At 73.0% G+C, this 23,628-nt stretch carries 21 protein-coding genes; 9 read left to right on the forward strand and 12 right to left on the reverse strand.

What is annotated here, in order from left to right; all coding sequences use genetic code 11:
* Positions 1–198: 198 nt before the first annotated feature.
* Entirely contained in the window at positions 199–1,863 is a 1,665-nt protein-coding gene (locus tag HYE82_RS02680; RefSeq protein WP_179172262.1) for a ubiquinol-cytochrome c reductase cytochrome b subunit, read from the forward strand.
* 43 nt (positions 1,864–1,906) lie between these two features.
* On the opposite strand, the gene HYE82_RS02685 is transcribed toward HYE82_RS02680, so the two are convergent.
* The 4 genes from HYE82_RS02685 to HYE82_RS02700 form a co-directional block, all read right to left on the reverse strand.
* Positions 1,907–2,296 carry a cytochrome c oxidase subunit 4 gene (locus HYE82_RS02685; RefSeq protein ID WP_179172263.1) on the reverse strand — a complete coding sequence of 130 codons (390 nt, stop codon included), beginning with the start codon at positions 2,294–2,296 and terminating at the stop codon, positions 1,907–1,909.
* Positions 2,286–3,977 carry a cytochrome c oxidase subunit I gene (gene ctaD, locus HYE82_RS02690; protein WP_256986867.1) on the reverse strand — a complete coding sequence of 564 codons (1,692 nt, stop codon included), beginning with the start codon at positions 3,975–3,977 and terminating at the stop codon, positions 2,286–2,288. The genes HYE82_RS02685 and ctaD overlap by 11 nt, the downstream gene beginning before the upstream one ends.
* 150 nt (positions 3,978–4,127) lie before the next feature.
* On the reverse strand, positions 4,128–5,222 hold the full coding sequence (locus tag HYE82_RS02695) for a glutamate--cysteine ligase (protein ID WP_179172264.1): 1,095 nt from the start codon (positions 5,220–5,222) through the stop codon (positions 4,128–4,130).
* On the reverse strand, positions 5,203–5,814 hold the full coding sequence (locus tag HYE82_RS02700) for a type 1 glutamine amidotransferase domain-containing protein (protein WP_179172265.1): 612 nt from the start codon (positions 5,812–5,814) through the stop codon (positions 5,203–5,205). The genes HYE82_RS02695 and HYE82_RS02700 overlap by 20 nt, the downstream gene beginning before the upstream one ends.
* A gap of 255 nt (positions 5,815–6,069) precedes the next feature.
* On the opposite strand from HYE82_RS02700, the gene HYE82_RS02705 reads away from it, so the two are divergent.
* On the forward strand, positions 6,070–7,302 hold the full coding sequence (locus tag HYE82_RS02705; RefSeq protein ID WP_179172266.1) for an AI-2E family transporter: 1,233 nt from the start codon (positions 6,070–6,072) through the stop codon (positions 7,300–7,302).
* Between the two features lie 133 nt (positions 7,303–7,435).
* Positions 7,436–8,263: a SigB/SigF/SigG family RNA polymerase sigma factor gene (locus tag HYE82_RS02710; RefSeq protein ID WP_179172267.1), complete on the forward strand. Its 828-nt coding sequence runs from the start codon at positions 7,436–7,438 to the stop codon at positions 8,261–8,263.
* 75 nt (positions 8,264–8,338) lie between these two features.
* Here the strand turns inward: HYE82_RS02710 and HYE82_RS02715 are convergent, their stop codons facing one another.
* Complete coding sequence (locus tag HYE82_RS02715; protein ID WP_179172268.1) at positions 8,339–8,845, reverse strand: ATP-binding protein; 507 nt, start codon at positions 8,843–8,845, stop codon at positions 8,339–8,341.
* Positions 8,846–8,892: 47 nt separating this feature from the next.
* Entirely contained in the window at positions 8,893–10,344 is a 1,452-nt protein-coding gene (locus HYE82_RS02720) for an MFS transporter (protein WP_179172269.1), read from the reverse strand.
* Positions 10,345–10,560: 216 nt separating this feature from the next.
* On the opposite strand from HYE82_RS02720, the gene HYE82_RS02725 reads away from it, so the two are divergent.
* Together HYE82_RS02725 and HYE82_RS02730 are read left to right on the forward strand one after the other, a co-directional pair.
* The gene (locus HYE82_RS02725) at positions 10,561–10,962 is read left to right on the forward strand and encodes a DUF1992 domain-containing protein (RefSeq protein WP_179172270.1); all 402 of its coding nucleotides are present in this window, start codon (positions 10,561–10,563) and stop codon (positions 10,960–10,962) included.
* Between the two features lie 153 nt (positions 10,963–11,115).
* Positions 11,116–13,764: a SpoIIE family protein phosphatase/ATP-binding protein gene (locus HYE82_RS02730; RefSeq protein WP_179172289.1), complete on the forward strand. Its 2,649-nt coding sequence runs from the start codon at positions 11,116–11,118 to the stop codon at positions 13,762–13,764.
* A gap of 296 nt (positions 13,765–14,060) precedes the next feature.
* Here the strand turns inward: HYE82_RS02730 and HYE82_RS02735 are convergent, their stop codons facing one another.
* Positions 14,061–14,753: a TetR/AcrR family transcriptional regulator gene (locus HYE82_RS02735; protein ID WP_179172271.1), complete on the reverse strand. Its 693-nt coding sequence runs from the start codon at positions 14,751–14,753 to the stop codon at positions 14,061–14,063.
* A 170-nt stretch (positions 14,754–14,923) separates the two neighbouring features.
* Between HYE82_RS02735 and HYE82_RS02740 the strand changes: the two genes are divergently transcribed.
* Together HYE82_RS02740 and HYE82_RS02745 are read left to right on the forward strand one after the other, a co-directional pair.
* Positions 14,924–16,597 (forward strand): FAD-dependent monooxygenase, encoded by a 1,674-nt coding sequence (locus HYE82_RS02740; RefSeq protein ID WP_179172272.1) that lies wholly within the window; start codon positions 14,924–14,926, stop codon positions 16,595–16,597.
* A gap of 19 nt (positions 16,598–16,616) precedes the next feature.
* The gene (locus tag HYE82_RS02745; RefSeq protein WP_179172273.1) at positions 16,617–17,192 is read left to right on the forward strand and encodes a thioredoxin domain-containing protein; all 576 of its coding nucleotides are present in this window, start codon (positions 16,617–16,619) and stop codon (positions 17,190–17,192) included.
* 33 nt (positions 17,193–17,225) lie between these two features.
* Here the strand turns inward: HYE82_RS02745 and HYE82_RS02750 are convergent, their stop codons facing one another.
* Together HYE82_RS02750 and HYE82_RS02755 are read right to left on the reverse strand one after the other, a co-directional pair.
* Positions 17,226–17,543 (reverse strand): PRC-barrel domain containing protein, encoded by a 318-nt coding sequence (locus tag HYE82_RS02750; RefSeq protein WP_179172274.1) that lies wholly within the window; start codon positions 17,541–17,543, stop codon positions 17,226–17,228.
* A gap of 135 nt (positions 17,544–17,678) precedes the next feature.
* Positions 17,679–18,839, reverse strand: coding sequence for an alkaline phosphatase PhoX (locus HYE82_RS02755; protein WP_179172275.1), 1,161 nt, complete (start codon positions 18,837–18,839; stop codon positions 17,679–17,681).
* 310 nt (positions 18,840–19,149) lie between these two features.
* Here HYE82_RS02755 and HYE82_RS02760 point away from each other — a divergent pair, with 310 nt between their 5' ends.
* The gene (locus tag HYE82_RS02760) at positions 19,150–19,386 is read left to right on the forward strand and encodes a hypothetical protein (RefSeq protein ID WP_179172276.1); all 237 of its coding nucleotides are present in this window, start codon (positions 19,150–19,152) and stop codon (positions 19,384–19,386) included.
* A 226-nt stretch (positions 19,387–19,612) separates the two neighbouring features.
* Here the strand turns inward: HYE82_RS02760 and HYE82_RS02765 are convergent, their stop codons facing one another.
* On the reverse strand, positions 19,613–20,293 hold the full coding sequence (locus HYE82_RS02765; protein WP_309144180.1) for a M15 family metallopeptidase: 681 nt from the start codon (positions 20,291–20,293) through the stop codon (positions 19,613–19,615).
* A gap of 153 nt (positions 20,294–20,446) precedes the next feature.
* On the opposite strand from HYE82_RS02765, the gene HYE82_RS02770 reads away from it, so the two are divergent.
* The gene (locus HYE82_RS02770; RefSeq protein ID WP_179172277.1) at positions 20,447–21,724 is read left to right on the forward strand and encodes an Nramp family divalent metal transporter; all 1,278 of its coding nucleotides are present in this window, start codon (positions 20,447–20,449) and stop codon (positions 21,722–21,724) included.
* A 108-nt stretch (positions 21,725–21,832) separates the two neighbouring features.
* Here HYE82_RS02770 and HYE82_RS02775 read toward each other — a convergent pair whose 3' ends face one another.
* Both HYE82_RS02775 and HYE82_RS02780 read right to left on the reverse strand, forming a co-directional pair.
* A complete protein-coding gene (locus HYE82_RS02775; protein WP_179172278.1) occupies positions 21,833–22,888 on the reverse strand; it encodes a M4 family metallopeptidase in 1,056 nt (351 codons plus the stop codon).
* 131 nt (positions 22,889–23,019) lie between these two features.
* On the reverse strand, positions 23,020–23,457 hold the full coding sequence (locus HYE82_RS02780) for a hypothetical protein (RefSeq protein WP_179172279.1): 438 nt from the start codon (positions 23,455–23,457) through the stop codon (positions 23,020–23,022).
* Between the last annotated feature and the right edge of the window lie 171 nt (positions 23,458–23,628).

The following is a 23,628-nucleotide window of genomic DNA, read 5'->3' on the forward strand; positions in this document are numbered from 1 at the left end:
GTGCGGCAGCACGGAACGCCTCTCCGCGCGCCCGTCGGCGGTGGTACCACCATGATGCGCCTCGTACCCGGAGCACCGTGTCTGAATTGATCCGCATTGACCACTTTCTGTAGCGTTGCGGCTACTCGGGGCGGCTCGCCCGGCCCCTCCCCCATCCCCTCCCTGCGACGGCGAGGGCCCCGACAGGAGGTGCACCGGGTGCCGGCATCGACGCGGACGACAGGACGGAAGGCCAGGGCAGGGAGCCCGGCGGTACGCGGGGCGGAGTGGCTGGACGCGCGGCTGCCGCTGGCGGAGCTCACCCGGTCGGTGCTGCGCAAGGTCTTCCCCGACCACTGGTCGTTCCTCCTGGGGGAGATCGCCCTGTACAGCCTGGTGGTGCTGCTGCTGACCGGGGTGTACCTCACCTTCTTCTTCGACCCGTCGATGGCCGAGGAGGTCTACCGGGGCTCGTACGAGCCGCTGCAGGGCGTGCCGATGAGCCGGGCGTTCGACTCCACGCTGACGATCAGCTTCGACGTGCGGGGCGGCCTGCTGGTCCGCCAGGTGCACCACTGGGCGGCGATCGTGTTCGTCGCCGCGATCGGGGTGCACATGCTGCGCGTCTTCCTCACCGGCGCCTTCCGCCGACCGCGGGAGCTCAACTGGACGATCGGCGTCACGCTCTTCCTGCTGGCGCTGCTGGAGGGGTTCGCCGGCTACTCGCTCCCGGACGACCTGCTGTCGGGCACCGGTCTGCGGATCGCGCAGGGGATCATGCTGTCGGTTCCGGTCGTCGGCACGTACCTGAGCATGCTGGTCTTCGGCGGCCAGTTCCCCGGCGAGGACATCGTGCCCCGGCTGTACGCCCTGCACGTCCTGCTCGTCCCGGGCCTGCTGGTGGCCCTGGTGACCGTGCACGTGCTGCTGGTGTTCGTGCTGAAGCACACCCAGTGGCCAGGCCGCGGCAGGACCGCCCGCAACGCCGTCGGCCTGTCCTTCTTCCCGAACTACGTGGCCAAGTCCGGCGGGCTGTTCCTGGCCGTGGCCGGCGTGCTCGCGGTGCTCGGGGGCGCCGCGCAGGTCAATCCGATCTGGGTGTACGGCCCCTACCGGCCGGACCTGGTCTCCACGGGCTCCCAGCCGGACTGGTACATCGGGTTCCTGGAGGGGGCGCTGCGGCTGATGCCGGGCGTGGAGACCCGCCTCTGGGGCCACACGGTGAACTGGAACCCCCTGCTCACCGCGGTCGTCCTGCCGGGACTGCTGTTCGCGGTGCTGTACGCCTACCCCTTCTTCGAACGCTGGATCACGCCGGGGCCGGGCGAGCGGCACCTGTGCGACCGGCCGCGGGACCGGCCGGTGCGCACCGGGCTGGCGGTCGGGGCGCTGTCCTGCTACGCCGTGCTGCTCGTGGCGGGCGGCCAGGACATCGCGGCTTTCGTCTTCGACGTGCCGGTCGTGAGGGTGACCTGGGCGCTGCGGGTGGCGTTCTTCGCAGCGCCGGTGATCGCGTTCTGGACCACCCGGCGGCTGTGCCTGGCACTGCAGGCGCGGGAGGCCGCCGAGCTGGCCGGGGGCGCGGAATCGGGGCTGGTGGTCCAGGGGGTGGAGGGCGGCTTCCGCCCCCGCCACCGGCCGTTGTCGGCCGACGAACGGCGCGGCATCCTCGTACGGGAGCGGCCGCAGCCCCTTCCGTCGGCGGGCCCGCAGCCGGCGGCCGGTGCGGGGCGGCTGCGGGGCCCGGCGCGGCGCGTCCGGTCCGCGCTCTCCGCCTGGTACTACGCCGACCGGGTCCCCTACCCGGTGACCGCCGGGCAGCGCCGCGCGGTCGAGGACGTCCTGGCCGGACCGGACCGGCGGCCGCCTGCGGACGGGGGCTGAGGGACCCGGACCGGCTCCCGGCCCCGGGCCGCGTACCGCCCTGCTACTGCGGGTGGTCGAGGGTGCGGAAGGCGAAGCCGACCACCGCGGGCAGCAGGACGCCGAAACCGACCAGGCACAGCCACAGCCCCTGGACCACGCCCAGGCCGATCAGGGCGGTGCCCGCGGCCGCCGTGACCGGGAGGTAGGTGCGGCCCGGGAAGAACTCGCGCCGCCCGCCCGCCTCCCGGACCTCGGCCGTGGCCCGGTCCTCCGGGCGGGTCCCGCCGCGCCGGTACTGCCGCCACAGGAACGCGGCGACGAGGGCCGTCATGAGGAACGACACGGCCAGGGCCGCGGTTCCCGCCGGCTCCCCGGAGAACCAGGCGTAGACCGCCATGGTGACCGCGAAGAACAGGGCGGTGCCGGTGAACAGCCAGGCCTCACCTTTCACGGACCACCTCCGGGTGGTGCAGGTCGAAGGCCGGGGACTCGGAGCGGATCCGCGGCAGCGTGTGGAAGTTGTGCCGGGGCGGTGGACAGCTCGTCGCCCATTCGAGTGAGCGCCCCCAGCCCCAGGGGTCGTCGACGGTCACCCGCACACCGCGGGTCTGCGTCCGCCACACGTTGTAGAGGAAGGGCAGGGTGGACAGCCCCAGCAGGAAGGCCCCGATGGTGGAGACCGAGTTGAGGACGGTGAACCCGTCTCCGGCCAGGTAGTCGGCGTACCGGCGGGGCATGCCGGCCTCGCCGAGCCAGTGCTGGACGAGGAACGTGGTCTGGAAGCCGGTGAAGAGGGTCCAGAAGTGGATCCGGCCCAGCCGCTCGTCGAGCATCCGGCCGGTGAGCTTGGGCCACCAGAAGTAGAAGCCGGCGAAGGTTGCGAAGACGATCGTGCCGAACAGGACGTAGTGCAGGTGCGCTACGACGAAATAGCTGTCCGTCAGCTGGAAGTCCAGCGGCGGCGAGGCCACGAGGACGCCCGTCAGCCCGCCGAGGAGGAAGGTGACGAGGAAGCCGACCGACCACAGCATCGGCGTCTCGAAGGAGAGCGAGCCGCTCCACATGGTCCCGATCCAGTTGAAGAACTTCACTCCGGTCGGTACGGCGATCAGGAAGGACAGCAGGGCGAAGAACGGCAGCAGCACCGCGCCCGTCGCGAACATGTGGTGCGCCCACACCGTCGCCGACAGCCCGGTGATGGCGATCGTGGCGGCGATGAGGGAGCGGTAGCCGAACATGGGCTTGCGGCTGAAGACGGGCAGGATCTCGCTGACCACCCCGAAGAACGGCAGGGCCACGATGTAGACCTCCGGGTGGCCGAAGAACCAGAACAGGTGCTGCCACAGCAGGGCGCCCCCGTACGCCGCGTCGAAGACGTGCGCGCCGAACTTCCGGTCCGCTTCGAGGGCCAGCAGGGCGGCGGCGAGGACGGGGAAGGCCAGCAGCGCCAGGATCGAGGTGAACAGCACGTTCCAGGTGAAGATGGGCATGCGGAACAGGGTCATCCCGGGCGCGCGCAGGCAGATGATCGTGGTGATGAAGTTGACGGAGCCGAGGATGGTGCTCACCCCGGACACCACCAGCCCCATCACCCACAGGTCGGAGCCGGGGCCGGGCGCGTACACGGCCCCGTTGAGCGGGGCGTACGCGAACCAGCCGAACGCGGCCGCCCCTTGCTCCGTGAGGAACCCGGACACGACCATCAGGGCGCCGAAGAGGTACACCCAGTAGGTGAACGCGTTCAGCCGGGGGAACGCGACGTCGGGCGCGCCGATCTGCAGGGGCATGACCGCATTGGCGAAGCCGGTGAAGGTGGGGGTCGCGAACAGCAGCATCATCACCGTCCCGTGCACGGTGAACAGCTCGTTGTACTGCTGGTTCGAGAAGATCTGGTTGCCGGGGCGGGCGAGCTCGGCCCGCATCAGCAGGGCCAGGACCCCGCCGAACAGGAAGAAGGCGAAGGCCGTCACGAGGTAGAGGTTGCCGATCACCTTGTGATCGGTGGTCGACAGCCAGCGCAGCAGCGCCGCGCCCTGGCCGACGCGGCGTTCGGTGCGCTGCCCCGCCGCCGGCCGGGAGGACCCCTCGGACGCGGAGGGTGCGCCATGGGGTGAGGGGTCCACTGACGTCATCCGGCCTCCCGAGCCTCGCCGCCGCACCGCGGCCCGGCGGCCGCCGTACCGGTACCCCCTCTGCTACAGGCTGCGGGGGCGGAGCGGGGCGGCGGCGCGCCGCAAAGTGGCCCGGTCGGACCGGTCCGGCCGGGCCCTGCGGACGCCGGGTCAGTCCGCGGCGTCCTTGGTGGTGATGAGGTCGGTGAGGGCCCGGATCCCTCCGTCGGTGAAGGCGCGGCGCTGCCGGTCCGCAGGGGTGCCCTGCCGGAGCAGCCGGTGCAGGAGGGCGCTGACCTCCCGCAGGTCCCCGGCCTCCTCCAGGGCCGGGGTGATGTGCTGGATCAGCATGTACAGCACGTCGCCGGCGCTCTGCCGGCGCCCGTTCGGGTCGAGGAGGGTGCCGCTCAGCCCGTACCGGGCCGCGTGCCACAGGGAGGCCTGCAGCAGTTCGGGGGCGCAGTCGGGCGGCGGCGCGCCCGCCTTCTCCTCGTTGACGGCAGTGGTGATCAAAGCCCGGGCGATGCCGGCGAGCAGCACGGCGTCATCGGCCTCCAGCTGCACGTCCAGGCACCGGAGCTCGATCGTGGGGTAGCGCTCGGACAGCCGCGCCTGCCAGTACAGCTGGCCCCGGTCGGCGATCATCCCGGACTCCACGAGCGCGTCGATCCGCTGCTCGTAGTCCGCGAGCGAGTCGAAGTGCGGCGGCAGGCCGCTGACCGGCCAGCGGCCGAAGACGATGGTGCGCCAGCTCGCGAAGCCGGTGTCGCGCCCGTCCCACATGGGCGAGTTCGCGGACATCGCCAGCAGGGTCGGCAGCCAGACCCGCGCCCGGTTCATGGCCGCCACGCCGGTGTCCCGGTCGGGGATCGCGACGTGCACGTGCATCCCGTTGATCAGCTGTTCGTCGACCAGCCGGCCGGCTTCCTCACGCATCTTCAGGTAGCGCGTCTCCCGGGTGACCGGTACCGGCAAGCCGTCCCGGAGCGGCCAGGTGGCGGTCTTGGCGACCACGCACCCCTCCTGTTCGGCGGCCGCCGCCACCGCGTGCCGCAGCCGCAGCAGGTGGCCACCGACCTCCTCCAGGTCCGTGCAGACGGGAGTGGCGACCTCCACCTGCGCCTGGAGCAGCTCGTGCTGGACCTCACCCTCGTCCACCCAGGTCCCGAGGCCCGCCCGGGCCCGTACCTCCTCGGCGCAGGCCACCGGGAGGTGGGTGGCGGGGTCCAGCAGTACGTACTCTTCCTCAACCCCGACCGTGGTCATGTTCCGCCGAACTCCTCGCCGAAGTACCCGACTCGAACCCCGCGTCGAACTCCCTGTCGAACTCCTTGACGAACGCCCCGCAGAAGGCGTCCAGGTCCGCCGGTTTTCGGCTGGTGACCAGGGTGGCGGGAGCGGCGCGACAGACGTGGACCTCCTCGTCCACCCAGGTGCCCCCGGCATTGCGGATGTCGGTCGCCAGGCTCGGCCACGAGGTGAGTGTGCGCCCGCGTACGACATCGGCCTCCACCAGGGTCCAGGGCGCGTGGCAGATCGCCGCGACCGGTCTGGCCGCGTCGAAGAAGCGCCGCACGAACCGGACGGCCCCCTCGTGCAGGCGCAGGGCGTCCGGGTTGGCGAGGCCGCCGGGCAGGACGAGCGCGTCGAAGCCGTCCGCGGCCCCGGCCGCGTCGTCCCCGAGCACGTCGTCGACGTGGTGGCGGCCTGCCTTCTCCAGGTGCCGGAAGGCGCGGACCTCCCCCGGCTCCGTGGACACCAGCCGTGGATCCCAGCCGGCGTCGAGCACGGCTTTCCACGGCTCGATGAGCTCGATCTCCTCGACGCCCGCGGGCGCGGTCAGAAAGGCGATGCGCACCAGGCTCACTTCCTTCGGTCCGGGGCCCGGGCCGACCGGTCCCCAGGTGGGTACCGCGTCTGCCCGGTTGGACTCACCTCAAGCATGGCAGGAATGCCCGTCCGCGGAACTCCGGGAATCCGGGAAACCGGGCATCCGGCGTCCGGCCGCCTCCTTCGGGCGAATCCTCCGGCGGGTGCGTGCGCCGTCCGGCCCCGCGTGGCACCTCGTACGGCGACAGGCCCTTCGCCACCGGCAGAGGCGGTACACGCGTAGATGATCAGGCGATCCGCGGCGCGGCCGGACCGTCGCGCGGCGGGCCCGCGCGAGGACGGCCCGCGCTCCTCCATCCGGGTGGCGGCCCGCCGCACCCGCGCCCGCACCCGCGCCCGGTACGGGGCCGGGACCGGGACCGGTGCGGGCGCCGGTGTCCGCGGCCGCAGGCTGCCACCGGCCGGGGCGGGCGCGGGGGCGGTGTCGCCGCTGCTGCGGACGGCGGCCGCGCACGCCTGGCGGCTGCTGGTGGTCGGCGCGGCGGTGTACGCGGTCTTCGCGGTCCTGGGCCGCTTCCACGAGGTGGCCGTGGCCGTCTTCCTCGGCCTGGTCGGGGCCGCGCTGCTGCGACCGGTGGCGGACCTGCTGGACCGGTGGATGCCGCGCCCCCCGGCGGTGGCCCTCGCGATCACCGGGAGCGCCGTGCTCCTGATGGGCGTGCTCGTGGGCATCGGCGAGACGGTGGCCGTGCAGTGGCAGGCGCTGATCGCGGAGTTCCGGGTCGGCCTGGGCCGACTGCAGGTGTGGCTGGACCGGGCGCCGTTCGGGATGGCCCCCGGCGCGCTGACCGACCTGCGGGAGCGGATCGGCTCGTACCTCACCAGCCACCGCACTGCGCTGCTCAGCACGGCCTGGGACAGCGCGGGCCGGGTGGCGCACGCGCTGGCCGTGGGGGCGCTGGGGCTGTTCTGCGCCGTGTTCTTCATCGCGTCCGGCGAGCGGCAGTGGAACTGGCTGTGCGGCCAGCTCCCGCCGGGCGGGCGCGACCGGGCCCGGGTCGCCGGCCGGGCGGCGTGGCGGGCGTTCACCGGGTACACCCACGGGATCGTCCTCGTCGCCGCGACGAACGCCGTGCTCGTCGGGGTGGCGCTGTACGCGTTGGGGGTCCCGCTGGCGGTGCCGCTGGCCCTGCTGGAGTTCTTCCTCGCGTTCGTCCCGCTCATCGGGTCCCCCATCGCGCTTGCGGTCGCCGTGGTCGTCGCGCTGGCGTCCAAGGGGCCGCTGGTCGCCGCCCTCGTGGTCGCGCTGATCGTGGTCATCGGGCAGTTGGAAGGGCACGTGCTGCACCCGATGGTGATGAGCTGGGCGGTGCGGCTGCACCCGGTCGTGGTGGCGCTGTCGGTCGCGGCGGGGACCATCGCCGCGGGGCTGGTGGGCGCGGTGGTGGCCGTACCCCTGGTGTCGGTGCTGTGGGCGGTCCGGCTGGCGCTGCGGAACGAGGAATACCGGGCCTGATCCGGCGAGCCGACCGGCCCGGTCCGGCGGGCTGCTTTCGCGGCGGTCCCGCGCGGGTATATCCCTCAGGAAAGCTCACGAGACGGCCGGGTCGCACGGCGGTGCGGCGCGACCATCCGTCGGAGGAGCCGACATGCTCTACGCAGAGGTCACCGAAGGAATCCCGCAGGACACGCTGAGTGTGAGCACCGGCGAGGCCCGCGCTCTGTCGGAGACCCTTTTCCGCAGACTGCGGGCCCTTGAGGAAGGCACGGCCGAGTACTCCTACGTGCGCAACACCCTCGTGGAACTCAACCTCAGCCTGGTGAAGTACGCCGCGCGCCGCTTCCGCGGCCGCAGCGAGCCCATGGAGGACATCGTCCAGGTCGGGACGATCGGCCTGATCAAGGCCATCAACAGGTTCGACCCGGCGCGGGGCGTGGAGTTCACCACGTTCGCCCTGCCGACCATCACCGGGGAGATGAAGCGGTTCTTCCGCGACACCAGCTGGGCCGTCCGGGTGCCCCGGAGGCTGCAGGAGCTGCGGATCGGCGCCGCGAAGGCGCACGACGCCCTGGAGCAGGACCTCGGCCGCGAGCCGACCGACGGCGAGATCGCCGAGCACCTGAACGTGAGCGAAGAGGAGCTCGCCGAGGGGCAGAAGGCGGCGCACGCGTACTCGGCGCGCTCCCTGGACGCGCCGGCGCGGGAGGACGGCGAACGGCAGCCCGGATCCGACCGGCCCTCGCTGGGCGAGGAGGAGACGGCGTACGACCGCATCGAATGCCTGGAGTCCCTCAAGCCGGTGCTGGCGGCGCTGCCCGCGCGCGAGCGCACGCTGCTGTCGCTGCGGTTCGGGGACGAGCTGACCCAGTCCGAGATCGGCGAGCGGCTGGGGCTCTCCCAGATGCACGTCTCGCGGCTGCTCAGCCGGACGCTGGCCATGCTGCGGGCGAGCCTGCTCGACCTCGACGACGCGTGACCCGCTTCGGCCCGGTGTGCTTCGGTGCCCCGTGTGCTTCGGTGCGGCGGTCCGGCGGCGCTCCCGTCCGGCCGTCTAGTGCAGCTGCCTCGGGAGCGGTGAAGGCACCTCGGCCCAGACCGTCTTGCCGGTCCCGTCCGGGCGGGGCTCCCAGCCCCAGTCCCGCGCGAGCCGCTCCACCACCAGCAGGCCGTGCCCGCCGGGGAGGGCGGGGTCCGTGGCGGTGCGGCGGCGGGGGTGCTCGGGGCTCCCGTCGCCCACCTCCAGACGGAGCCGGTCCGGGGTGCGGCGGAGTACGAGTTCGCTGGGGCCGCCCGCGTGCACACAGGCGTTGCTCACCAGTTCGGAGACCATGAGCAGGACGTCCTCGGCGGCCTCGGCCCGGTCGGGGTCTTCATCGGCCGCCTCCTTGCCGTGCTGCCCGCCGGGGCCGTACTGCCGGTCCGCGGCCTGTCGGCCGTCGCCGGGCGGCCGGGCGATCCACTGCCAGGCGGTGAGAGCGTCCAGGGTGAAGTCGCGGCACCGGGCCACGACACCTCTGGCTCCGCTGCCGAGAGCCAGCCTGCGGATCTCCTCGCTCATGGCATGGTGCCCCGTTCCTTCCGGCCGTGCGACCTGCCGAAAGTCGCCTACCCCTCATGGGCCGAGAACATTCGCCGGGGCGGGCGGGTCGAGGGCACGGGCGCGGTGTCCTCCCGGGCCGGGGGCCGGGGCCCGGCGGGCGCCGGCAGGAGGGTGTCCAGCCGACGCAGCCCGGCTTTGCGCTGTACGAGGGACAGCCCCGCGACCGCCGCGCCGAGCACGAGCCATCCGGCGGGCCCGGCCGGCATGACCGCGCCGGTCAGCAGCAGCGGGCCGGCGGCCTTCTGCACCGACGGGGAGATCCCGGCCACCCCCAGGTACGAGGCCCTCGCGTTCCGCGGCGCGAGCGACACCGCGAGTTCCCATGAGCTCACGGAGCGCACCAGCTCCGCCGCGGTGACCAGCACCGATGCGGCCAGGAGGGCGAGCGAGGCGGTCCAGGCCCCGCGGGCGGGGGCGAGGGCGACGGCGGCGCAGCAGGCCAGCAGGAACAGCCCGTACCAGGCGGAGGCGCGCGCGGCCCGGCGCGGCTCCGCCACCCGGGCGGAGACGGTCAGCTGCAGGGCGACGACGAGCACGGTGTTGATCGCCAGGATGGCCGGGACGAGGGCGTGGGGTGCGTCGGTGCGGTGGACGAGCCACAGCGGCAGACCGATGGTGAGGATGGCGTCGTCGAGGTTCAGCGGGATGTCGAGGAGGACGAAGCGGAGGTAGCCGCCGTCCCGCCACGGGCTGCGCCCGCCGCCCGCGGGCGTGCTCTGCGCGGCCCCGCCCGCCCGGGCTCGGTCGGCCCCCGCCCCGTCCGCCCCGGTGTCTTCGCACCTCGGAGCCCCGGCTTGGGACGGCGCGGTGAGGCGGCCGTGGCCGTACGGCTCCCGGGTGCGCCACACCAGCACCGCGGCCGCCAGGAACGACACCGCGTTGCCGAGGATGAGGAACGCGTACGCCTCCCGGGTCCCGACAGCGAGGCCGAGGGCGGCGATGCCCGCTCCGACGGCGTAGCCGGCGTTCGCCGCGCTGCGCGAGAGGGCCTGGTAGGTGGCGCGCCGCTCGCCGGCGACGCGGGTGGCGAAGAGCATCTCCAGCGTCTTGGCGGCCCGGTCCCCGAGCTGGGTGAGGGCGACGACGAGCACCAGGGCGTCGAAGCGGGTGACCACGAGCAGGGCGCAGAGAGCCGCGAGGCGCACAAGATGGCAGGCGATCAGCAGCGGGCGCAGCCGGTAGCGGTCGGCGAGGTGTCCGGCGAGCGGTGATCCGGTGATGCCCGCGATCGCGCCGGCCCCGAGCATCAGGCCCAGCTGCCCGGCATCGAGCCCGACGACGAAGGTGAAGAACAGGACCGAGGACGCGGCCCACACTCCGGTGCCGGTCCGGTCCAGCAGCTGGCCGAACAACATGATCCGGGCGTCGCGGCCGCCGGGCGGCCGGCGCAGCTGTGCGATCAGGCCGCTTCCGGCTGCCTCTTCCCCTCTCGCGTGTCCCCCGCCGCGCCGCTTCATGCCGGGCCTCCCGAGTCCCCTGTGAAGGTATCTCGATGTCGAGATACCTTGGGGTAGCCTGCCGCAGCATCAATCTCGACGTCAAGATACTTAGCGCGGCGCTACGCTGGCGCCTGAGGCTTCAGCCGGCCGAAGGACCGGGGAACGAGGAGCGGGGAGCCGGGGGCCGTCGGCAGGGCGCCCGGGGGGAGCCGGGTCGGAACCGAGGGAGGAACCGTGACCGAGCGCAAGCCACCGGGCGTCAGCTTCGAGTCCTGGGTGGACCGGCAGATCCGCGAAGCCGCCGAGCGCGGCGCGTTCGACCGGCTGGAGGGCATGGGCAGACCGCTGGCCTCTGCCGACGCCCCCTACGACGAGATGTGGTGGGTCAAGGAGAAGCTGCACCGCGAAGGGTTCGCCGGCCTGCCACCGAGCCTCGCCCTGCGCAAGGAGGCCGAGGACGCGATGGAGGCGGTGCACGCGGCCCGCTCGGAGCGGCAGGTGCGCGCCGTCCTCGCGGAGATCAACGAGAAGATCCGCGCCGCGCTGCGCAGGCCTCCGCCCGGGCCGCCGCTGCGGCTGTCCGTCTTCGACGTCGACGAGGTCCTCGCCGCCTGGCGGGCGGGCCGCACCGGCTGACGCAGAGTCCCGCGGCAGCGGCGGCATTGGCGGCATCGGGGGCGCCGGTGCGGACGTACCTCGCAGGTACTCCCGGCCGACGGCCATAGACAGTGCTACAAATGGTCTCGTGGCCCGTCCTTGCAACCCGTGCCGGGGACATCGGTGCGGTCACTGAGCGGGAAGCGCCCGCGGAGCGTCGCCAGACAGGTATTCGTCCTTCAGGTGGCGATCGTGGTGCTGCTCGCCGCCGGCGCCGTGCTGGCCCTCGTCCTCCAGTCGCGCCACGACGTGGACCGGGAGGCCCGCGGCCGGTCCGTGGCCGTCGCCGAGACCTTCGCGCACTCCCCCGCGCTGCGCGAGGCACTGCGCTCCTCGGACCCGTCCAAGACCCTCCAGCCACTGGCGGAGCAGACGCGCAAGGCCGCCGGGGTCGACTTCATCGTCGCGATGGACACCAAGGGCATCCGGTACTCCCATCCGCTGCCCGACCGGATCGGCAAACGCTTCGTCGGAACGATCGAGCCCTCGTTGCAGGGCCGTGTCTACACCGAGAGCGTGGACGGCCCGCTCGGCAAGGAGATCCAGGCCGTGGTGCCCGTCTTCTCCGAGGGCGACAAGGGCAAGGTCGAGGCACTGGTGTCGGCCGGGCTCACCGTCGAGAACGTGACCGGCGTCGTCGACCGGCAGCTCCCCGTGATCCTCGGCACCAGCGCGGCCGGCCTGGCCCTCGGCACCGCAGGCGCCGCCCTGATCAGCCGGCGCCTGCGCCGCCAGACCCGCGGCCTCGGCCCGCTCGAGATGACCCGGATGTACGAGCACCACGACGCGGTGCTGCACTCCGTGCGCGAAGGGGTGCTGATCACGGACCGCGGCGGCCGGCTGCTCCTCGCGAACGACGAGGCGAAACGACTCCTCAGCCTGCCGCCGGACGCCGAGGGCCGGCACATCCGCGACCTCCCGGAACTCGACGGGCACCTGGCCGACCTGCTGCTCTCGGGCCGGGAGGCCACCGACGAGGTGATGGAGGCCGGAGAGCGGCTGCTGGTCATCAACCAGCGGCCGACCCGGCCCTCGGGCGGCAGGAACGAGGGCATGGCCGTCACCATCCGGGACTCCACCGAGATGCAGGTCCTCACCACCCGGGCCGAGGCCGCCCGCAGACGGCTCAGGCTGCTCTACGACGCCGGGGTCGGCGTCGGCACCACCCTCGACGTGGAGCGGACCGCCCAGGAGCTGGCCGACGTCGCCGTGCCCCGCTTCGCGGACTTCGTGACCGTCGACCTCGCAGAACCGGTCCTGCTCGGCGACGAGCCCACCGCAGCCGCCGTCGACCTGCGCCGCACCGGCGTGAGCGGCATCCGTGACGACGTGCCCCTGTACCCCCGCGGCCGGCGGATCGACTTCCTGCCCTCCACCCCGCAGGCGCGCGGCCTCAGCAGCGGCAAGGCCGAGGTGATCCGCGACCTGGCCGACGCCCCCGGCTGGCACGCGCAGGACCCGCCGCGCGCCCGGGCCATCGTCGAGGACGGGGTCCACTCCCTGATCACGGCGCCGCTCAAGGCCCGCGGCGTCGTCCTCGGCGTGGTCAACTTCTGGCGCTCCGAGAAGCCGGAGCCGTTCGACGAGGAGGACCTCTCCCTCGCCGAGGAGCTCGTCGCCCGAGCCGGGGTCAGCATCGACAACGCCCGCCGCTACACCCGCGAGCACGCCCTCGCCGTCGCCCTCCAGCACAGCCTGCTGCCGCGCGACCTGCCCGAGCAGAGCGCCGTCGAGGTCGCCCACTACTACCTGCCCGCGCAGTCCGGCGTGGGCGGCGACTGGTTCGACGTGATCCCGCTCTCCGGCGGCCGGGTCGCCCTCGTCGTCGGCGACGTCGTCGGCCACGGACTGCACGCGGCCGCTGCCATGGGCCGCCTGCGGACCGCCGTGCTGAACTTCTCCTCCCTCGACCTGCCGCCCGACGAACTGCTGGCCCGCCTCGACGACCTCGTGCAGTACACCGACCAGAACGGGGAGGGCGGCGGAGCCGAGGGCGGCCTGCTCGGCGCCACCTGCATGTACGCCGTATACGACGCCGTGGCCCAGCGCTGCACGGTGGCGCGCGCGGGCCACGTACCGCCGGCGGTGGTGTACCCGGACGGCCGGGTCGAGACGCCCGAGCTCCCCGCCGGGGCTCCCCTCGGGCTCGGCGGGTTCCCCTTCGAGGCGGCGGAGCTGGAGCTCCCGGAGGGCAGCCAGCTGGTGCTGTACACCGACGGGCTGATCGAGGACCGCGCCCGGGACATCGACGAGGGGCTCGACCTCCTGCGTTCCGCGCTCGCCCACGCCGACCGCAAGCCGGAGGAAACGGTGGCGGCGGTGCTGCAGGAACTGCTGCCGGTGCGCGCCCGGGACGACGTGGCCCTGCTGGTCGCGCGGACCTCGGTGCTGCCGACGGACCGGATCGCCGAGTGGGAGGTCCCGTTCGAGCCCAGCGCGGTCGCGACGCTGCGCGCGGTCGCCATGGAGAAGCTGGACGAGTGGGGGCTGTCGGAGCTGTCGTTCGGCACCGAACTGGTGCTCAGCGAGCTCATCACCAACGCGATCCGGCACGGCGCGGAACCGGTGCGCGTACGCCTGCTCCGCGACCGGGTGCTGACCTGCGAGGTCTTCGACGGAAGCAGCAGCTCACCGCGCCTGCACTACGCGACGACCACCGACGAGGGGGGCCGCGGGCTCTTCCTGGTGGCCCAGCTGAGCAGGCGCTGGGGGGCGCGGTACACGCCGGAGGGGAAGGTCATCTGGTCGGAGCAGCAGCTGCCGGACGACGGGGAGGACTGAACCGACCCGCTCCTGCCAGCGGGCTGTCACTGGCAACTGGCGTGCAGCAATCCGGATGCCCACCGCCGGACGGACGCGGAGTCGGTCCCCATGCCCCGGCTCCTGCCGGAACGCGGCCCGCAGCGCATCTTCGCCGCCTCCGACTCCGCCGGCGCCGCGGGCAGCGGGCAGCGGGACCCACCCGGCCGTGGGTTCGTGTTCTTCACACAAGCCGCGTACCCCTCCCCGCCCCGGTGGTGTTCGGGCTCGGTATCGCCGGCTTCGTCTCGCTCGCGGCAGAGGGGGGCCGGACACGGTCAGCTCGCGCCGTAGCGTGCGGCGATGCCGTCGAGGATGAGCTGGAGCCCCTCCTCGAACTGGGCGTCGAAGTCCTCGAAGAGGTGCGACCCGGCGGCCGCGGCCAGCGGGTAGTCGGCCAGGCGCTCGCCGCGCTCGGCCACGTCGAAACCCTCCCGCCGCTCGCCCGGGACGGGGTGGACACCCTGCTCCTCCGTGACGAAGCCCAGGGTGTAGACGAAGACGGTCGCGAGGGCCCGGACGGCCTGAGGCAGGCCCAGTCCCGCCTCCTGCAGTGCCCGGAGGTGGGCCTCCACCTGCTCGCCGTGCCCGGTGCCGGTGAAACGGGAGCCGCTGAAGACGCGTGCGCCGTCGCGGTAGGACAGCAGCGTGCGCCGCAGGTGGCGGTTGCCGGCCAGCAGCATCGCGCGCCACTCGGGCCCTTCCGCCCCGGCCCCGTGTGACGGCAGCACGGCCGCCGGGTCGGCGGTCATGCGCCGGTGCATCTCGGTGGCCATCTCGTCGATGAGCTCTTGCTTGTTCTTGAAGTGCCAGTACAGCGCGGGGGCCTTCACATCCAGTTCGGCCGCGATGGCCCGCAGTGTGAGCTTCTCCAGCCCCGTCTCGTTCAGCAGGCGCAGGGCGGCCTCGGCGACGGTCACGCGGCTCAGCGGTGGGACGCGGGGCGGCGTGCGGTCGGGCTTGGGGGTCATCGCCCGCCTCTCTCCTGTGGTCGCACGGACGCGCGGCGTCCGGATCATCGGGGTTGACAGCTTAACAACGTTAAGGGCATCCTCGTGCCACCACCTCCTTAACAACGTTAAGGAGGCTGGAGACGGGGAATGTGCGGCGGGTACGCGATGCGCCCGCCCGACGAACGGGGATGACGATGAGCGCACGCACGGACGAGATCGGGACTGTCGGCGTGACGGATGTGCTGGTGGTGGGCGCGGGCCCGACCGGCCTGGCCCTGGCCTGCTGTCTGGCGCGGCGGGGTGTGCGCCCGCTGGTGGTGGAGCGGGCGGCGGGGCTGTTCCCGGGCTCGCGCGGCAAGGGGATCCAGCCGCGGACGCTGGAGGTATTCGACGACCTGGGCGTGCTGGAGGAGGTGCTGCGCCGGGGCGGCGCGGCCCCGGTCGGCATGGCGTGGAAGGACGGCGTGCGGCTGGGCGAGCACACCATGTTCGACGAGGCCGCGCCCACCGAGGAGGCCCCCTACACCGGCCCCTGGATACTGCCGCAGTGGCGCACGCAGGAGATCCTGCTGGCCCGCCTGCGGGAACTGGGCGGTGAGGTGCGGTTCGGCACGGAGCTCACGGCTCTCACACAGGACGCCGACGGCGCCGATGCCCTCCTCTCGTCGGACGGCGGGCCGGCCGTGGCGGTACGCGCGCGGTACGCGGTCGGCGCCGACGGCGGCCGGTCCACGGTCCGCCGGCTCCTCGGCATCAGGATGTCCGGCGAACGCGTCGACCCCACGCCGCTGGTCGTGGCCGATGTGGTCGTCGACCACCTGGACCGCGACAACTGGCACCTGTTCCCTCCCGCCGAGGACGGCAGCCGGGGCTTCGCCGCCCTGTGCCCGCTGCCGCACACGCAGGAGTTCCAGTTCGTCGGCCAGTACCGCGAAGTGCGCCCCGACCTCTCCTCCGACGACGTCCGCGCCCTGGTGGCCGAGCTCACCCACGTCCCGGCCGCGGACGTCCGAGAAGTCCGCTGGGCCTCGGACTTCACGGTGAACGCGGCCCTCGCCGACCGGTTCCGGGAAGGGCGGGTCTTCCTGGCCGGCGACGCCGCGCACATCCACTCCCCCGCCGGCGGCCAAGGCCTCAACACCAGCGTCCAGGACGCCTACAACCTGGGCTGGAAGCTCGCCGCCGTGCTGTGCGACGGCGCCCCCGAAGCCCTGCTGGACACATACGAGGAGGAGCGCCTGCCCCAGGCGGCCGCCGTGCTGGGACTGTCCACGCGCATCCACCGCGGCGAGGCGCGCCGCGGGGCCGCCACCCGCCAGCTCGGCATCCACCACCGGGATTCGTCGCTCTCCCGCGAGACCCGCTCCGGCCTGCCGGAGGACGCCCTCACCGCGGGCGACCGCGCCCCAGACGGCCGACGCGACGGGCTGCGGCTGTTCGACCTCTTCCGTGGACCGCACTTCACCCTGCTCGCCGTCGACACCGACCTGCCGGAGCAGCTGCCGCCGCTGCCGCAGCTGCGCACCGCCCGCATAGGCGCCTACGAGGGCTACGGCCGCGGCCTGTTCCTCGTCCGCCCCGACGGCTACACGGCCTGGGCCGGGTCCTCCGCTTCCGAAGCAGCCGATCTGGCGGACTGGTCGGCCCTGGTCACGGGCCCGGCGGCCGGCCGCATACCGACAGCCGGCCGAACCCGCCGCCGGGAGCCCGGGCCGGAGTGCGTACGCTCGCCTCTTCAGACCACAGGAGGGGACATACATGCAGGTCAGGTCCAGACGACAGGTGCTCGTGGCGATCGGGGCGGCCGCGGTGGCGCCGGCGACCGCCGGATGCCTGCCGATGGGAAGGTCGGGCAGGCGTGAGACCGGGCCGATCGGGCCCGTGGCGCAGGCACTCGGCTCGGACGGGACCACCATCGTGGTCGGTGACCCGTCGGCGAAGCTCACCGTCAAGCTCTTCGAGGACCCGAGCTGCCCGGCCTGCGCCGATTTCGAGACCACCGGCACCGGGCCCCGCCTGCTCCGGATGGCGGCAGCAGGCGAGGTCCGGCTGCAGTTCGCCCTGGGCTCGTTCCTCGGCTCCGGGTCCAAGCGGGCCGTCAACGCCCTGCGCGCGGCTCTGGACAAGGGCAAGTTCGTCAACCTGCACCAAGCGGTCTACGACGGACAGGCCTCGGCCAAGCGGCGCGGCGGCTTCAGCACGGACGGCCTGCTCGACCTGGCCGCCACGGTCGAGGGGCTGCGCGACGGCGACTTCGACGACGCAGTGCGCACAGCACGGCACCGCGAGTTCGTCGAAGCCGCCGACCGGACGCTCGGCGCGTCCTGGGTCCGCGGAACCCCCTCGATGGAGGTCAACGGACTGCCCGTGAAGGAGGACGACCGCGACGTCATGGACGACAGCGCGGCCCTCCGCCGCTACCTGAAAGCCGCGGCGGAGCGCCGGCCGCGCCACTGAGCGGCGGTGCGGGGCGGCGGGCGGGGCGCGGGCTCAGGTGTGGCTGTTCTTCGAGTAGTAGTGCTCGATGATCTGGATGGACGCCATGTCGTCCTGGTGCTGGCCGCGCTCGAACTCGGGCGCGTCCTTGACCTCTGCCCGTGTGACGGACAGGTGGACGGTCTTGTTCTCCTCGTCCACCCTGCTGACGACCGAGGCAGGCACCAGGACATGGTGTCCGAAGATCCACGGGCCGGTGTCCACCACCATGTACTGCCGCCCGACGTACTCGCTGTGCCGATCGATCTTGCCGATGGTCCCGTCGGAGGCCTCGACCTTGTATCCGATGAGGTCGGCCATGTCAGCGGCCATACGTCCTCACCTCTCCTGTGGGCTCGGGGCGTCCCGTCTACCCACTATGCACGGCGCCACACGGGGCCGGCGACGGGCGCGGCCCCACCGGGGCCGGCGGGGCCGCGGCGCGGTGTGCGGGAGGAGCGGGCGGGGTCAGGTGCGGAAGGGGCCCGTCACCTCGTAGGTGATGCCGCCGGAGGAGCTGCCGCTGGTGCCGCGCTGGCTGGAGAAGTACAGCCGGTTGCCGGCGGGCGAGAAGGCGGGACCGGTGATCTCGGAGGACGACTGCCCGGTGATCCGCAGGAACGGCGCGACGACGTCGTCCGGGGTGATCACGCAGATTTCCATGGTGCCGCCGTCCTCGGCGACGTACAGGTCGCCGAACGAGGACCCGGTGACGTTGTCGACGCCGGTGAGCGGGGCACTGCCGCCGACCACGAGCGAGTCGTCGTAGGCCAGCTCGTAGGTGTTGCCGGCGAGATTGAGCTGCCAGACGCGGTTGTCTCCCTTGGTGGTGAACCAGACCGTGTCGTTGGCGTAGTGGCAGCCCTCGCCCCCGTTGAAGCGCTTGGCGCCGGACACCTGGTTGCGGGTGGTGGTGGGCGAGCCGTCCGGGTCCGGCACGTTCTGCCAGCTGAAGGAGCCAGAGGTGCCGGAGCCGGCGACCAGGACCTGGAGGGTGCCGGAGGAGAGGTTGCCCCAGGTGGTGGGGAGGAAGCGGTAGAAGCAGCCGTCCGACTCGTCCTCGGTCAGGTAGACCGCCTGCCGGCCCGGGTCGGCCGCGGCCGCCTCGTGCTTGAACCGGCCCATCGCGGGCCGCCGGACGGCGGCGTTCACGCCCCACGGGTCCGTCTCGTAGACATAGCCGAGGCTGACTTCCTCGCAGGAGAGCCAGGTGTTCCACGGCGTCTTGCCGCCCGCGCAGTTCTGGCGGGTGCCGGAGAGGATCCGGTACGCGGAGGTGATGGTGCCGGACGAGTTGAAACGGACCGCGCTCGCCCCGCCGGACGGGTTGATCTCCGAGTTGGACACGTAGATCCAGCCCGTGCCGTCGGAGTAGCACGCGCCGCCGTCAGGCGCGTTGTGCCACGTGTAGGAGGTGCCGGAGACGGTCTGGCCGGAGCGGGCGATGACGCGGCTGCTGAAGCCGCCGGGCAGCATGATCCCGTTCGCGTCGGCCGGGCCGAGCGCCCCGTAGGGGCCGGGGCCGGGCTGGGCGGGGACGGCGTAGGCGGCGCCGCGCATGAGCGTGCCGCCGAAGGCAGCGGCGGAGGTGCCGACAACAGCGCCGCGCAGGAAGGTACGACGTTCCACGGTCACTCCTCGGAGATGGGGAGAGCAGGGGAGAACGGGGGGAAGCGCTGAGGAAACTAGGGGCTGGGTGTGGCGTCCGCACCAACGCCGGGTGTCGCGGGGACGGCTGCTGCCGGGCCCCGGGGCAACCGGGCGCCGGGAGCGTACCGCCGGCCCCTTGAGGTGTCCCGCCCCGCGTCCTTGGTCATCGACGGCGCGTGCGGCAGGCCCGAGCGGGACACGCGCGAGTGACTTCTCGCACGAACATACGAGCACCCCGGCGCCCGGATTCCGCTTGCCCCCAAAATCGAACAGGTGGCCTAATTCAGGCATGGTGCGAACCGAATTCCCCGATGACCTCCTCCTCACCCAGATCAGGGTGATCCGGGCCTACGCCACCCTCGCCCGGCAGCCGCGGGGAGGCACCGCCCCGCTGCGGCGCGCCCTGATCCACGAGCTACGCCTCCTGTACGCCCATCCGTACTGGACCGACGCCGCCCACTCGTACGCCGACCTGGTCGAACTACGCCGCCTGGCCCGCGCGCGAGCCTGGGTGGAAGCCGCATGACCACCGCACAGGCGGCCCTTCTCCGCACTCGGAGCGCAGGCACGGCGCGTCGTCTCGGTCCGGCCGCCGCTCCCGGTCCGCCCGTGCGTCGTCAGGTGAGTGAGCCCTCCCCCGAGGCCGGCGCACCCCGCCTGGCAACCACTCCCGCACGAGCGGGCAGGAGCGGCGCCGCGTTCACCTCGTTCACGGCCGCACAGGAATCGAGGCGTTGCTTCCTTGCAAGCCCTCAGCCGCCGGTCGCCGAGAAGTGCTGGTAGTCGCGGTGGGACCAGCGGCCGCCCCAGCGCCAGCCGACCTCCGCGAAGGCCCGCGTGATGACGTCGCCGGGGCGGATCATGCCCGGCGCGGTGCGGTCGCGGCGGAGGTAGGGCCGGCTTGCGGGCGGGTGAGCGGTGCCGAAGCGGTCCACATAGGGGTTCTCCACGGGATTGATGTCGACGGCGTCTCCGTAGGTGTGCCGGGAGAGCCGGGAGGCGTCCCCGGTGACCCGGCGGCAGTTGAAGGCGGAGGTGTTGTCGTCGGCCATCGACTTCGCGTCGTCCCCGCCGTACGCCGAGACGGGCCGCATCCGGCGGATCGGGAACCGGGCCCGGAAGGCCTCGCCGAAGACGTGGAGCAGCGGGCGGACCACGCGTTCGTGGACGACGATCTCCCCCCGGTGGACCTTGCCGTCGAAGCCCCAGTGGTTCATCCGGATCAGTCGCAGCCGGTCGGGACCGACCGGGCAGCCGGGGCGGTGGGTGGCGCCGAGCGCGGCCGACGGGACGCCCGTCACCTGGGCGGCCAGGTCCCGGCTCTGGGCCTCCGCGCGCAGGCCGGGCTGCGGGAGCGACACGGTCCGCGTGCAGGACGGGGCGGCGGCGCCGAGCACGACGACCACGGCGACGGCGAGGGGGGCGAGGCGCACCGGCCCACGGTAGACGGGCCGGGCCCGCCGCCCCGCACGCCACGCGGGCCACGCGTCGCTCCCCCGGCTCCCGCAGGGAGGTCCTCTTGCGGGAGGGCCGCCGAGCCGGTTGGGTGATGCGGATCACCAAGGCGAGCGGGAAGGCGGCCACGGATGGCGGAAACCACCCAGACCGGCACCGGAGCGGGCGAGAACCAGGCGCCGCGCAAGCCGAGTTGGCGGTCCATCGGCCCGGGGATGGTCGTGGCGGCCACCGGTGTCGGCGCGGGGGACCTCGTCGCCACCCTCATCGCGGGCAGCAAGTTCGGCTACACCCTGCTGTGGGCGGCGGTGATCGGCTGCCTGGTCAAGATCTCCCTCGCCGAAGCCGCCGGCCGCTGGCACCTCGCCACCGGCCGCACCCTGTTCGACGGCTGGCGCAGCCTCGGGCCCTGGACCAGCGTCTACTTCGCGGGGTACGTCGTCGTCTGGGGGTTCGTCTACGGCGCGGCCGCGATGTCGTCCAGCGCGCTCCCGCTGGCCGCCCTGTTCCCGGGCGTGATGGACCTGAAGGTGTGGGCGGTGCTGTGCGGCCTGTCCGGGCTGGTGTTCGTATGGTTCAACCGGTATGCCGTCTTCGAGAAGGTCATGACGGGCCTCGTCGGAGTGATGTTCGCGGTGACCGTGTACCTCGCGATCCGGGTCACGCCCCACCTCGGCTCGGCACTCACCGGTCTCGCGCCGGTCCTGCCGGACGGTTCGCTGGTCTACACGCTCGGCCTGATCGGCGGCGTGGGCGGGACGATCACGCTCGCCGCGTACGGCTACTGGGTCAACGCGAAGGGTTGGACGGACACCGGCTGGATGCGGGTGATGCGGCTCGACAACCGCATCGCCTATCTCACCACCGGCGTCTTCGTGGTGGCCATGCTGTTCGTCGGGGCCGAGCTGCTGTACGCGTCGGGGGTGGCGCTCGCGAAGGGCGACAAGGGGCTGCTCGACCTGAGCGGCGTCCTGGAGGAGCGCTACGGTGCGGCGACCGCCAAGCTGTTCCTGGTGGGATTCTTCGCCACGTCCTATACCTCGCTGATCGGCGTCTGGCACGGCGTCAGCCTGATGTTCGCCGACTTCGCCGCCAAGTACCGGCCCTCGCTCGTCCCGGCGGGGACGGGCCCCGAGCGGTCGCTGCCCTTCCGGGCCTACCTGCTCTGGCTCACGTTCCCGCCCATCGGCCTGCTCTTCCTGGACCAGCCCTTCGGGCTCGTCATCGTGTACGGGGTGGTGGGCGCGCTCTTCATGCCGTTCCTGGCGCTGACCCTGCTCTGGCTGCTCAACTCCGCACGCACGCCTGCTGCCTGGCGCAACGGGATGCTGAGCAACGCGATGCTGGGGGCCGCCGGGCTGCTGTTCGTGGTGCTGTGCGTACAGCAGCTGTGGGACCTGGCCGGGTGACCGCCCCGGCGGCACGCGTGCCCCGGAGCGGCCGCCACTCGAACCGCCGCCTCCGGACGGGAGTCCCGAGGCGGCGACGCGGGTCCGCGGGGGCTGCTGTCCGGTGTGTCAGACGACGCCGGGTATCTGCCGGGCCTTGAACGCGTCGCGCACGGCGTTCGCGGCGCTCGTGCCGTACATGCGCTGCGCCGTCGCGATCGTCGTCAGGGCCGCGTCCCGGAAGCCGGTGTCCGGGCGGAAGCCGAACTGCGCGTTCACGATGATCCGGTCGGCGGTCCGCGCCCCGAGCGCCCCGCGGATGTCGGACAGCGCCCGGGACCATATCTCCCCGTCCGCGTGGACCTCGCCGACCCGGTCGGCGTACACCTTGCCGCTGTCGGTGCGCCGCAGGCAGTGCGGGGCGGAGGTGTAGGCGACCGCGTCCCAGTCGGCGACGCACGCCGGGTCGGCGCCGCCCGGCCAGCCGTACTTCGCGGCGGCGTGCGAGCCGACCGCGACGGCCAGGTAGTCCCCGAAGGCCTCGCCGATCGCGCCCGCCTCCGGCGAGGTGCCGAACCCCGGCACCTGGGCGTGGTGCACCGCGTGCCCGTACTCGTGGACGATGACCTCGGCGTCCTCGGCGTCGTCCACACCGCCCTTGCCGAAGCGGATTTCGGCCTTCTTGTCGGTGAAGAAGGAGTTGTCGGCACCCCACTGGTTGATGCGGACGGGCTGCGGCCGGTCGTTGGCCCCGGGCAACTCGCTGCCGAAGCCCAGGCCCTGGAGGTACTCCTGCGCCTCGTTGACCCAGAAGTACGCCATGACCTGCTCGAAGCGGTCGTCGTTCCGGTCGTACGCGCCCGCGTCCGCGATTCGGGCCGAGGCGCCGGTGTCCGAGCGCACGTACGCCCACTTCCCGGACAGCGATCCGCTGCCGTCCAGGTTCCGCAGCGCCGCGAGGGTGTACGCGGACTCGGGCACGGCGGCGGCCCCGTCCTTGCCGTCGGTCAGGGTCCGGTCGCCGGTGGACTGGACGGGGTTGACCATGAAGATCCGGGCCGGCGGCAGCCCGGCCTGGCCGGCGCCCGCCTCCGGCGGCAGGGCCGCAGCGGGCTCGGCGAGGCCGAAGAGTGCCACGGTGGCGGTGGCCGCGGCGACGAGGCCGCGGTGTGTACGGCGGGCCATGAAGGTCCTCCCGTGCTGGAGCGGTGTGGGGTGCGGCCGAGATCCTCGCGCACGCCCCCGTTTGACCAGGCCCGGGAACGGGTTCCAGGCCCGGATTCTCGACCAGGTCGCCCGCCCGCCGCGGGCGCCGGTCAGGGGGACGACGGCTTGCCGGCGCTCACAATGCCGTCGAGTTGGGCCTGGATCCACATCCGCTCGGCGTCCTCGGACCGCGGGCCGGTGGTCTCGACGACCGCCCAGCCCTTGTCGCCCTCGGGGGCGGCGAGGGCGACCAGGTGGTGGTCGCGCCTCCCCGTGATCATGACGGCGAGCAGGGAAAGGTACTCGCGCTGCAGTTCGGGGGCGAGTTCGCCCCCGCCGGGCACCTCGACGACGGTCCGGTGGGGGCTCTCACCGAGCAGGGCGCAGGTGGCCTGGACGGCACGGATGACCACTTCGAACCGCTCCCCGCTCAGGCGGGCCCGCACCCCTTCCAGATAGGCGCCCAGGACGTCGGCTTCGGGGCCGCCGTCATCCGGTTCGGCCGGACGGTCCTCGACCACGTTCCCCCACCCCTCCCGCACTGCCATGCCCACCGGCAGTCTAGGCAGAACCCCCTGTCCCCGAGGCGCTCTTCGACCACTTGCCCGCTCCCCCGCAGCATCCCGGCCAACCGGGCCCGGTGGTACGCGCCCGGGTCCGCGGCCGCCGTCGACTATGCCAACCACATATTATGTACGAATAGACGGCACGGGTTTTCG

Origin of the sequence: Streptomyces sp. BR123 (assembly GCF_013401435.1) — a bacterium.
Classification (GTDB): domain Bacteria; phylum Actinomycetota; class Actinomycetes; order Streptomycetales; family Streptomycetaceae; genus Streptomyces.